Origin of the sequence: Marinobacter salicampi (assembly GCF_011074795.1) — a bacterium.
Classification (GTDB): Bacteria; Pseudomonadota; Gammaproteobacteria; order Pseudomonadales; family Oleiphilaceae; genus Marinobacter; species Marinobacter salicampi.
The window spans coordinates 94472-105646 of record NZ_JAAMPF010000022.1; the positions used below are offsets into that span (position 1 = coordinate 94472).

An 11175-nucleotide genomic window follows, 5' to 3' on the forward strand; every position below is an offset into this window, starting at 1 on the left:
GCCGGTCAAGCAGCCTTGGTGTGCTAGAACAGTTCCCGCTGCAGGTCATCGTAGTCGTCACTGTCCTGCTGGCCTCGCCGTTCGCTGCTGCTCAGCGCCTCTGGAGCCTGTTCTTCACGGAACAGTTCGAAGACGGCGTTGTCCTGGCCGGGGCGGGCGCGTTCACCAGTCTCGGGGTCGATGCGTACGCTTACAATGCCGTTGGGCTGGGGCATGAAAGCGGAAGGTTCACCTTCCAGGGCGACCTCCATGTAGTCCAGCCACACCGGCAGTGCAGCCGTGGCTCCGTATTCTCTGCGGCCCATGGGCTTGGGCTGGTCGAAACCAACCCAGACTGTGGTCGCCAGGTTGTGATTGAAGCCTGAAAACCAGGTGTCCCTCTGTTCATTGGTGGTGCCGGTCTTGCCTGCGATATCGTCCCTGCCCAAGGCAAGCGCCCTGCGGCCGGTGCCCCGCTTGACCACGTCCCGCAGCATTGAGTGAAGAATGTACACCGAGCGCTCATCAGCCAGGCGGGGAGCGATGCGAACGCCGGGCTCGTCCTGCTGCTGGTCAGACGCTTCGGTGGCTTTTTCGTCACAGTCGCGGTCACAGAGCACAACCTCAGGTGCTTCGTAGACGACCCTGTGCTGGCCGTCCCGGATTTCTTCTATCAGGTAGGGTGTGACGTCGTAGCCACCATTGGCGATGACTGCAAAGCCGCGGGCGACCTCCATGGGTGTCAGGTTGCCGCTGCCCAGGGCAAGGGACAGGTCTTTCTGCAGATCGCCGGTGGGGATCTTGAGTTGGTCCAGGTAATCGATGGTGTTATTGATGCCCAGGTCTCTCAGCAGTCGAATGGAGACCAGGTTTCTGGACCGGTAAAGCGCTTCCCGAAGTCGGGTCGGGCCGTAGAATTGACCTGACGAATTCTGTGGGCGCCAGGCGGTTTCAAGCTCAATGTCATCAAAGACGATTGGCGCATCGTTGAACAGGGTTGCTGCTGTCATGCCCTGTTCAAGGGCCGCCAGATAGACAAAGGGCTTGAAGGTAGAACCAGGCTGCCTACGGGCCTGAATGGCCCGGTTGTACTTGTTCTGGCCGAAGCTGTAGCCACCGGCCAGAGCCTCAATGGCTCCGGTCTTGGCCGCCAGTGAGATCAGCGCACCCTGGACTTCCGGTACCTGGCTCAGTGCCACTCTCATGGGTCCCACGTTGAGGGCTGGGCGCGCGGTGTCTTCTTCCCCGGTCGCCGCTTCGATGTTCTCCAGTTCGTCCTTAGGCCGGTCTTCGTCGGCAAGCAGGGCGGCAGGTCCCAGGGGCTTGACGTAGACCACGTCGCCCCGGGACACAACATCGGCCGGTTTTTCAGGGGCCGGCCCGGTGCGGTTCTCATCTCTGTAAGGCTGGGCCCAGAGCATGGTGTCGAACGGCATCACGACTTCATTCAGACGAGGGGAGTAAAGAATTGCCTGGGTTTCAGAGACCTTGGTCACCACGGCGGGGAACAACTGCTCGACCCGCGGAAAAGAGGACAGGGCCTGCCTTAGGTCACCTTCAGAGAGGGTGTCGTCGTCCAGCTTGCCCACCGGGCCCCGGAAACCGTGGCGCTGGTCATAGGCTTCCAGGCCGGCCTGGAGGGCTTCGGTGGCGGCCTGCTGTGCCGTGCTGTCCACGGTCAGCATGACCTTGAACCCATCGGAATAGGCAGCTTCGCCGTAGCGGGCGACCATTTCGGCGCGGGCCATTTCCGCAACGTAGTCGGCATCGACTTCGGTTGAGGGTCCAAAATAGCTAGCGGTCACTGGCGCAGAAGAAGCCAGCGTGTACGCATCGTCGGTAATGTGTCCCAGGTCCCGCATGCGGCCGAGCACCCAATTCCGTCGGATAAGGGCCCGTTCCGGGTTGGCAATGGGATTATAGGCGGACGGGGCCTTCGGCAGGGTCGCCAACATGGCCATCTGCGGCAGGCTCAGCTCGCTGACACTTTTGTCGTAATAGACCCGCGCGGCGGACTCGATGCCATAGGCCCGATTGCCAAGGTAGATCTTGTTGAGGTAGAGCTCGAAAATCTGGTTTTTTGTGAGTTCGCGCTCAATCTGAAGAGCAAGGAGTATCTCGTTGAACTTCCGTATAAACGTCCGATCACGTGACAGAAAGTAATTTTTTGCAACCTGCATTGTGATGGTACTGCCTCCGGATTGAATACTTCCGGTTGTCACCAACTCGATTGCAGCCCGCATCAGGCCTTTAACATCGACCCCGAAGTGCTCGTAAAAACGGGCGTCTTCCGCTGCCAGAAAGGCATGTAACTGGATTGTAGGGATCTGTTCTATTGTGACCGGAGCCCTTCTCTTTTCACCGAATTCTGCTATTAATCTCTTGTCTGCGCTGTAGACCCTCAGCGGTGTCTGCAGACGGATGTCCGTAAGTTGTTCGACAGATGGAAGGCCGGGCCGGAGATAAAGATAGAAGCTGGAGGCCAGCATGATGGCCAGGCTTAATCCGACCAGGAAGAACCAGATTAGGACACGAGATGTACGGAGTATACGGGACATTTTTCTGACAACTGTTGGATATAGGTCTATCATTTGAGAAACCGCTTTAGCAATGACGAGTAACTCTCGCCGTTACATAGCCTCTCAAAATAATGAACAGGCATTGTAGACATAAAGTGTCAGAAATTCTCTTAATTAAAAAACATATAACCGGGTGCATGTAACCAGGTATAGGGTGACCGCGTGTTCGGATTGTTCGGTACGAAGTCCAATGCAGTCCTGGGTGTGGATATCAGTTCCAGCTCGGTCAAGCTGCTAGAGCTCTCTAAGCAGGGCGAGCGCTACAGGGTCGAAAGCTACGCGGTGGAACCACTGCCTGCGAACGCTGTAGTAGAGAAAAATATCACCGATGTTGAAGCGGTAGGCGAGGCGCTAAAGCGTGTGGCGGGAAAGGCCCGTACCGGCGTTAAACAGGCGGCGGTCGCAGTTTCGGGCTCGGCCGTTATTACCAAGCTCATTCAGATGAATGGCGGCCTCAACGAGTTTGAAATGGAAGATCAGATCGCCCTCGAGGCCGATCAGTACATTCCTTATCCCCTTGATGAAGTGGCCATCGATTTCGAAGTCCAGGGCGCGTCCGAGTCCAATCCCGATCAGGTTGACGTCTTGCTTGCGGCTTGCCGGAAGGAAAATGTTGATATCCGGGAAGACGCTCTCGGCATTGCCGCTCTGACTGCCAGGATTGTCGATGTAGAGGCCTACGCCCTAGAGCGCGCCTTCTCGTTGATCGAGCCTCAGCTCGACGCCCAGGGTGAAGAGCTGATCGTGGCCATTGTCGATGTCGGCGCCACCATGACCACGCTGAGCGTGCTGGCCGACGGCAAGACCGTATATACCCGTGAACAGATTTTTGGCGGCAAGCAGCTTACCGAGGAAATCCAGCGCCGATATGGCCTGTCCCTGGAGGAGGCCGGCCTGGCCAAGAAACAGGGCGGCCTGCCGGACGACTACGAGTCTGAGGTTCTTGCGCCTTTCCGTGAGGCGGTGGTTCAACAGGTCGCTCGGGCCCTGCAGTTCTTTTTCGGCGCCAGTCAGTACAACACGGTCGATTATGTGATTCTGGCGGGTGGTACAGCATCCATCCAGGGTCTGACCGAGATGGTGGAAGAAAAAACCGGAACGGCGACCCTGGTGGCCAATCCCTTCGCTGATATGGCTGTCGGCTCTCGAGTTAATGCATCTGCGCTCAGCAATGACGCTCCTTCGCTGATGATTGCCTGTGGACTTGCGATGAGGAGCTTTGACTAATGGCCAAGATTAACCTCAGACCCTGGCGTGAGGAACTTCGCGCCGAGAAGCAGCAGCAGTTTGTGGTCATGCTTCTGGGTGCTGTCATTGTCGCTGCTGGCCTCACCTTCCTGTGGAAGTCGGATATGGATTCCAGAATTGCCTACCAGGAATCCCGCAACGCCTACATCCAGACCGCGATGAAGCAACTCGACAGCCAGATTACCGAGATCGAAAACCTCAAGCGCAAGCGTGATGAGCTTCTCGCCCGCATGCGGGTCATTCAAGATCTGCAGGGCAAGCGTCCCGTTATTGTACGGGTGTTTGATGAGCTGGTCAGAACCCTGCCGGAAGGCCTGTATTACCAGGATCTCAAAAAGAACAATGAGATCATCTCAATTGTGGGGATGGCTGAGTCCAACAGCCGTATCTCGGCACTGATGAGACGGTTCGAGGAATCCGACTGGTTTACCGATCCCAACCTGACCAATGTAGCCTCGGCCGATGCAGCGCGGGCAGGCTACAGCCAGTTCAACCTGTCGGTGAAGCAGCAGACACCTGAGCCCGAAGTGGAGGATGGACAATGAGCCTCGCGGACTCGTTCAAAGGCCTGAAAGACTTTGATGTCAATGACCTTGATGTCAACAACGCCGGCATCTGGCCTGCGCCGGTCAAGGCTATCGTGGTACTGATTATTTTCGGGCTGATTCTCGGCGGTGGCTACTGGTTCTTTATCAAGGACCAGTACAGCAGGCTGGATCAGGTCATGGCGAAGGAGGCCGAGCTGCGTCAGCAGTACGAGCAGAAGGCCTACAAGGTCGCCAACCTGGAAGTATTCAAGAACCAGATGGTCGAGATGGAAGAAACCTTTGGCGCCCTTGTCAAGCAGCTCCCCAGCGACACCGAAGTGCCGGGTCTGCTTGAGGATATTACCAATACCGCAGTAGGAAGTGGTCTGGCGCTGCAGGAAGTCAAACTGCAGCCCGAGCAACGGCGGGACTTCTACGTCGAGCTTCCGATCAACATCCGGGTATCAGGCTCGTACCACGAACTGGCGACCTTCGTCAGCAGCGTGGCCAGTCTGCCAAGGATTGTGACCCTGCATGATTTTACCATCAAACCAACGGCGGGCGAGGCGGACAGGCTGGATATGCAGGTCCTGGCACGCACCTACCGTTACCGGGCTGGAGAGTAAGCATGGCAAAGCAGCATGCGGTAAAAGCCTGGCTGAGTGTGTGCATGGCGTCGCTTCTGGCCGCCTGTTCCCAAGGCAGCGGCTTTTCAGATATCGATCGTTTTATGGAAGAGACCCGTGCGAAGCCGCGCGGCTACGTCGACCCCCTTCCTGAGTTCAAGGCCTATGAGGCTTTCAGCTACTCGGCAGCGGACCGTCGGTCGCCCTTCGAGCCACCTATTGAAGTGCAGCTCACCATGGTGGACCAGCAGCCCCAGAGTAACGTGGAACCTGACCTCGACCGTCCCAAGGAAGTGCTGGAGAACTTCGACCTGAAGTCTCTGAAAATGGTTGGCACGCTTCGAGGTGCTGGCGGAAATCAATATGCCCTGGTGGCCGATGACGAAGGCGGTGTACACCGCGTCAACACCGGCAATTACATGGGACAGAATTACGGCAGGATCATCGGAGTCAATGAGGTCCGGATTGAGCTTGTCGAGATTGTACCCAATGGCCGGGGAGGCTGGGTTGAACGCCCCCGATCCCTTTCGCTGGATAATGAGGGTTGAGGAGCGCCAGTTATGAATACTGAAAGAAAAATGCACGATAAAAACAGGTTGGGGTCGAGGCTCGCGATGTTAAGAAAACTTTCCTTATGCGTAAGCATGATTGTATTTGCAACAATGTCAGGCCTTGCCAGTGCTGTGACCCTGAAGGATGTGGAGTTTTCCACATTGTCCGGGGACCGGACCCAGGTGACGCTGAAGTTTGACGGCCAGCCACCCGAGCCGACCGGCTACACCATCGAGCGTCCGGCCCGGATCGCGGTGGACCTGCGGGACACCCGCAGTGGCTTAAACAGCCGGAATATGTCACTGGGCTCAGGTAATGCCCAGAGTATGACGGTGGTTGAGACCAATGACCGGACCCGGCTGATTTTCAACCTGGTGGAACTCACTACCTATACCTCGTCCCGCAGTGGTGACTCCATCATCCTGACCATCGGTGACGGCTCTGGCGCCACAGCAGCATCGGCATCCTCTGCCTCTTCTGCCTCGGGCCAGGCAATGTCGCGGTCTTCGAACGCCCGGAGTCAAGGCGTGACCAATGTTGACTTCCGTCGTGGCGAAAACGGTGAGGGACGGATCGTGGTCCAACTTGCCGACAGCAAGACACCAGTGGATCTGTCCGAGTCAGGGGGCCGGATTCGGCTGGTGATGGAAGACACGCCAGTGCCTGCAGATCTCCGCCGGCGTCTTGATGTGACTGACTTTGCCACCCCCGTCACCCGGGTGGACACCTTTATGGAAGGCAATGATGCGGTCGTCGAGATCCGTCCCCAGGGCGCCTATGACTACCTTGCATACCAGGCAGACAACACCTTTACGGTCAGTGTCGAGCCATTGTCAGAAGAGGAGGCCGAGAGCCGGCGCGAAGACAAGTTCCCCTACACCGGCGACAAGCTTTCCCTGAACTTCCAGGACATCGAAGTGCGTTCTGTTTTGCAGTTGATTGCTGACTTTACCGGGCTCAACCTGGTTGCCAGTGACACCGTCAGCGGCAGCATCACACTGCGCCTGCAGAACGTGCCCTGGGACCAGGCCCTGGACCTGATCCTGAAGACCAAGGGTCTGGACAAGCGTCAGATCGGTAACGTCCTTCTGGTTGCCCCTGCTGATGAAATTGCAGCCAGGGAGCGCCTGGAACTGGAAACCAACAAGCAGATCGCTGAGTTGGCGCCAGTGAGCTTGGACATTATTCAGGTTAATTATGCCAAGGCCGCAGACATCGTTGGTCTGATTCAGTCGGACGAAGAGCTGATCTCCAGTCGCGGCTTCGTGTCATCGGACGCGCGCACCAATACCATCAGCGTCCGTGAAACGGTAGACAAGCTTGAGCAGATCCGTCGACTGGTCAGTACCTGGGACGTGCCGGTCCGCCAGGTATTGATTGAAGCCCGTCTGGTTCGCGCCCAGACCGACCTTGCCGAAGAGCTGGGTGTACAGTGGGGTGCTGCAGGAAGAAGCAATGCTAACGGAGGCGAGAACAACCTCGGGTTCGGCGGTAACATCGGCCAGACACCCATTGGTGGATCGCCACTGGATCTTGGTGGGCTGAACGTTGATCTCGGCGTCGCCCGTGCCAACACCTCGTCAGTATCCTTCGGTTATATCGGCTCTGACTTCCTGGTAGATCTGGAGCTGTCTGCTTTCGAAAGCGATGGTCAGGCCGAAATTGTGGCGCAACCGAAAGTTGTTACGGCAGATCGTCAGACGGCCAAAATCAAGTCCGGTGAAGAGATTCCTTACCAGGAAGCCTCTTCCAGCGGTGCCACTTCAGTATCCTTCAAGGAAGCTGCCCTGTCGCTGGAAGTCACTCCCCAGATCACCCCGGATGACAAGATCATCATGGATCTGACCGTGGCCCAGGATTCCCGGGGCCAGGAAACGGCCGGTATACCCAGTATCAACACCAACGAAGTGACCACCCAGGTGCTGGTACGGGATGGTGAAACCGTAGTGCTTGGCGGCATTTTCCAGTCAGAGCGTTCAACGACTACTGTAAAGACCCCGTTCCTTGGCGACATTCCTTACCTGGGGCGCCTGTTTACACGCAACACGTCCATTGACGAGCGCAGTGAACTGCTGATCTTCATCACGCCGAAGATTCTCAAGGGCGACTTGATCGACTAGTCGGGCACTGTCTGAAAGCCGCCTCAGGGCGGCTTTTTTTTGGCTGCGAGGTAGGTGCAATCTTATGGTTGCCGGGGCTCTGTGCTATTCTCACCCGCCAGGTTCAACAAGAGCGAGTAGCATGTCTTTGCCAAAACGCATCGTATTAGTGGGCCCTATGGGTGCTGGAAAAAGCACCATTGGCCGGCTTTTGGCGCGCGAGCTTGGGTATCGTTTTGTTGATTCAGACCGGCTGATAGAAGAACGTTGCGGTGCCAATATTCCCTGGATTTTTGATGTCGAGGGCGAGGAGGGCTTCCGGCAGCGGGAGTCCGCCATGCTGGCTGAACTCGCACACCAGCAAGCGGTTGTCGTAGCAACAGGCGGCGGGGCCGTGATGAAGCCCGAAAACCATGAGACCCTTAAACAGGATGCCCTGGTGGTATACCTCAAGACCTCCATTGATCAGCAGGTGGAGAGGACCCGTCGTGACAAGAATAGGCCGCTACTGCAGAACGACGATCCTGAAGCCGTGTTAAGAGATTTGTTCACCATGCGCGACCCTCTCTATAACGAGCTGGCCGACCTAGTGATGTTCACCGATCGCAAAAGTCCGAGGCTGGTGGTCCGGCAATTGATCAATCGTATGGACCCGAAAACACCTCGTCATAAGCGCCAGGTTAGAAAGGAAGGGCCCAGACATGCGTGAAACCCATCGTGACCTTGAAGTTGGGCTGGCTGATCGCAGCTATCCGATCCTGATCGGCCAGGGTCTGCTGGGTATCAGGGACCTGGGGCCCTTTGTTACTGGCGACCGGGTCATGATCGTTACCAACGAAACGGTGGCGCCCCTGTATCTGGATCAGGCCAGCCGCTGCTTTGCAGGCAAGAAAGTAGATTCCGTGGTTCTGCCCGATGGCGAGCAATATAAGAACTGGCAGACCCTCAACCTGATCTTTGATGCCTTACTCGAGGGTCAGCACAGCCGTAGCACCACGATCGTTGCCCTTGGTGGAGGCGTCGTAGGCGACATGGCGGGTTTCGCAGCCGCCTGCTATCAGCGTGGTGTGGCTTACATCCAGATTCCGACCACCTTACTGTCCCAGGTGGATTCCTCCGTAGGTGGTAAGACCGGCATTAACCACCCCCTGGGCAAGAACATGATTGGTGCATTCCATCAGCCCCAGGTCGTGCTGATCGATACCGACACTCTGGCGACCCTGCCCGAACGGGAACTACCGGCTGGCCTGGCAGAAGTCATCAAGTACGGGTTGATCCGGGACCAGGCCTTCCTAGGCTGGCTGGAACAGTCAGTGGACGCGCTCTCCCGGCTTGAAACCGAAGCGCTGGTCGAGGCCATATTCCGTTCCTGTGCCTGCAAGGCAGAGGTGGTTTCGCTGGATGAGCGAGAGGGTGGACTGCGGGCTATACTCAACCTTGGCCATACCTTCGGCCACGCTATCGAGACCTATGCCGGCTATGGCCGGTGGCTGCATGGTGAAGCCGTCGGCACCGGCATGCTCATGGCCCTGGACCTCTCCGCCCGGCTCGGGCTGATTCCAGAGTCTGACCGAGTTCGGGGCGAAACCCTTATCCTCAGGGCAGGTCTACCTGCCCGTCCACCTGTCGATATGAAGCCTGCCGATTTCCTGAAACTGATGGCGGTGGACAAGAAGAACGTGAGTGGTTCACTGCGGCTGGTCCTGCTGCAGGCTCTTGGTGACGCGGTGATTACCTCGGAGTTTGATCATGCCTGTCTTGATGAAACGCTGGCGCTTTTCTGCGGCGCCGGTCAGGAATAGCAGACCCCATGGCAGCGACGGACGACACCCTGGGAGGCACAGAATCAGGCAGCCTGTTTTCACGCCTGCAGACCCATTATGGGCTGCGTGCAGATCCCCTGGACATGGACTCGCCTTTTTTTCCTGATGCCCAGCGCCAGCACGCCCTGGAAACGCTTCGGCATCTTTGCGGTTTTGGAGACATGGTACTCCTGCTGACCGGTCCCAAGGGAACCGGGAAAACCCGGATTCTGGCAGAGCTGATCCGGGGTGAGTCCAGCCGCCTGTCGTTTCATCGCCTGCCGTCGGCCGCATTGACCAGCACTCAGGCTCTGTCACGAGAGTTGCTGAACATTGCTCACCAATCATTGCCAGCCAACAGCTCGCCCCGGGATGCGGTCTACGGTTTCTTCCGCTGGAGCGAAAGCTCAACACGACGTGGCCAGCGTCTGGTCCTGCTCGTTGATAACGCTGATCAGGTGCCTCAGGAGGTTATTAATCTGCTGGCGTTAGCGTTTCGGGCTGCGGATGCAACGTCCGCTGCCGTACCCGTACTTAGCGGCTCCGACGATCTGGTGCAGGCCCTGGGGATGGTTGATCAGGGGGTGCACCAGATCCATCTCAAACCTCTCAGCAAAGAGGATGTCAGACGCTACCTGGAGCCGAGGGTCCAGGTAGCAGGGGGTAAGACAGAAGAGCTGCTGTCAGGGCGCAATCTTGCCCGTATTCATGAGCTCAGTCAGGGCAGTTTTGGCAGGCTCAAGCGGGTGGCTCCGGCGGTCTGGCTTGACTTGGCCTCACCGCCTCGGCGGGCGGCGGGGCCGGGGTTGGCTGCCTTGAGGTGGCCAGCACTCGCTTTGATTCTACTCGCGCTCTCTTGGTGGCTGGTTTCCAAGCAGTACGACAGCGTATCTGAGCCTGCTGAGTCGATGGCAGAGGCTCCGGTGGTGGTGCGCAAGATGATCAGCGTGGGCCCTGAACGGTCAGCCTCAGGTGCTGATTCAGTCGGGGAGTTGCCTGGGCAAGCAGTTACGGGAGATGAAGGGAAAAGGCGGACGAACGACACGGTTGCGGGGTCAGGGAGCGGCGGCAACGCGCCTCCACCGGCACCAGAGCCCCTCCGTCAGGACGATCGGCCCCACTTAACACAGGTAAGTGACGAAGCCTTGGCAAGGGACAATAATGACCAGACTGCGGTGCCTCCAGCAGCGTCTGAGGCGGCGCCCCAGGCTGGGCTGGAGGAGTCGGCTGTCGAAACACTGGCCCTCGGGGCAGGCCCGGCGGATTCTGGCTCGGCGTCCGCAGGTTCCGAGGCAGAAGCGGTTGAGGCCGATAGTGAGCCGGGCAGTGACATTGTTGAGCTCTCGCTTGAGCAGGCGATTCCAGCGGCGCAGACAGAGGTACCTGGCTCTTTTGAGCCGGCTTTGCCGGGACGTTTCATACCGGCAGAAGAGGTTCGGGACAGTGCCGCCTTCACAGCCCAGTTCATCGCTGGCTTTGAAGAGGGAACAGCGGAGGACTTCCTCAATCGGCACAAGAATATTGACCAGTTGCAGTACACGCTTAGCGAAAGGAAAGGCCAGCCATGGTTTGTGGTATTCTATGGCAGGTTTGACTCCGAACAGGAAGCCCGGGCCGCCCAAGACACGTTTCCGCCAGCCCTGAGACAACAACAACCCTGGATTCGGCCGCTCGGCACGCTCTAGCCGTGAACTGGCTGAGAGCCGCCAGGTGAAGCCCCCGCAAGCCTTTGAGCGGGGTTGAATCTACCCGATACCGTAGGT

Annotated in this window: 9 protein-coding genes; 8 read left to right on the forward strand and 1 reads right to left on the reverse strand. The window is 57.8% G+C overall.

Going from position 1 to position 11175, the window contains the following annotated elements; genetic code table 11:
* Positions 1 to 23: 23 nt before the first annotated feature.
* Positions 24 to 2537 (reverse strand): penicillin-binding protein 1A, encoded by a 2514-nt coding sequence (locus tag G7W63_RS13460; protein WP_166258991.1) that lies wholly within the window; start codon positions 2535 to 2537, stop codon positions 24 to 26.
* A gap of 183 nt (positions 2538 to 2720) precedes the next feature.
* On the opposite strand from G7W63_RS13460, the gene G7W63_RS13465 reads away from it, so the two are divergent.
* The 8 genes from G7W63_RS13465 to G7W63_RS13500 all read left to right on the forward strand — a co-directional run bounded on the left by G7W63_RS13465 (position 2721) and on the right by G7W63_RS13500 (position 11097).
* On the forward strand, positions 2721 to 3785 hold the full coding sequence (locus G7W63_RS13465) for a pilus assembly protein PilM (protein ID WP_166258994.1): 1065 nt from the start codon (positions 2721 to 2723) through the stop codon (positions 3783 to 3785).
* Positions 3785 to 4351 carry a PilN domain-containing protein gene (locus G7W63_RS13470; protein WP_166258997.1) on the forward strand — a complete coding sequence of 189 codons (567 nt, stop codon included), beginning with the start codon at positions 3785 to 3787 and terminating at the stop codon, positions 4349 to 4351. Before G7W63_RS13465 ends, G7W63_RS13470 begins: the two co-directional genes overlap by 1 nt.
* Positions 4348 to 4959 (forward strand): type IV pilus inner membrane component PilO, encoded by a 612-nt coding sequence (locus tag G7W63_RS13475; RefSeq protein ID WP_166259000.1) that lies wholly within the window; start codon positions 4348 to 4350, stop codon positions 4957 to 4959. Before G7W63_RS13470 ends, G7W63_RS13475 begins: the two co-directional genes overlap by 4 nt.
* A gap of 2 nt (positions 4960 to 4961) precedes the next feature.
* Complete coding sequence (locus G7W63_RS13480; RefSeq protein WP_166259003.1) at positions 4962 to 5507, forward strand: pilus assembly protein PilP; 546 nt, start codon at positions 4962 to 4964, stop codon at positions 5505 to 5507.
* Between the two features lie 66 nt (positions 5508 to 5573).
* Complete coding sequence (locus G7W63_RS13485) at positions 5574 to 7631, forward strand: type IV pilus secretin PilQ (protein WP_423202293.1); 2058 nt, start codon at positions 5574 to 5576, stop codon at positions 7629 to 7631.
* 121 nt (positions 7632 to 7752) lie between these two features.
* Entirely contained in the window at positions 7753 to 8319 is a 567-nt protein-coding gene (gene aroK, locus G7W63_RS13490; RefSeq protein ID WP_166259009.1) for a shikimate kinase AroK, read from the forward strand.
* A complete protein-coding gene (gene aroB, locus G7W63_RS13495) occupies positions 8312 to 9412 on the forward strand; it encodes a 3-dehydroquinate synthase (protein ID WP_166259012.1) in 1101 nt (366 codons plus the stop codon). The genes aroK and aroB overlap by 8 nt, the downstream gene beginning before the upstream one ends.
* Positions 9413 to 9420: 8 nt before the next feature.
* The gene (locus G7W63_RS13500) at positions 9421 to 11097 is read left to right on the forward strand and encodes an AAA family ATPase (RefSeq protein ID WP_242634424.1); all 1677 of its coding nucleotides are present in this window, start codon (positions 9421 to 9423) and stop codon (positions 11095 to 11097) included.
* Positions 11098 to 11175 lie beyond the last annotated feature (78 nt).

Coding starts and splice junctions, on each gene's coding strand:
- G7W63_RS13485 (WP_423202293.1), top strand. CDS start 5,574: ATGTTAAGAAAACTTTCCTTATGCGTAAGCATGATTGTATTTGCAACA.
- G7W63_RS13500 (WP_242634424.1), top strand. CDS start 9,421: ATGGCAGCGACGGACGACACCCTGGGAGGCACAGAATCAGGCAGCCTG.
- aroK (WP_166259009.1), top strand. CDS start 7,753: ATGTCTTTGCCAAAACGCATCGTATTAGTGGGCCCTATGGGTGCTGGA.
- G7W63_RS13480 (WP_166259003.1), top strand. CDS start 4,962: ATGGCAAAGCAGCATGCGGTAAAAGCCTGGCTGAGTGTGTGCATGGCG.
- G7W63_RS13470 (WP_166258997.1), top strand. CDS start 3,785: ATGGCCAAGATTAACCTCAGACCCTGGCGTGAGGAACTTCGCGCCGAG.
- aroB (WP_166259012.1), top strand. CDS start 8,312: ATGCGTGAAACCCATCGTGACCTTGAAGTTGGGCTGGCTGATCGCAGC.
- G7W63_RS13460 (WP_166258991.1), bottom strand. CDS start 2,537: ATGTCCCGTATACTCCGTACATCTCGTGTCCTAATCTGGTTCTTCCTG.
- G7W63_RS13475 (WP_166259000.1), top strand. CDS start 4,348: ATGAGCCTCGCGGACTCGTTCAAAGGCCTGAAAGACTTTGATGTCAAT.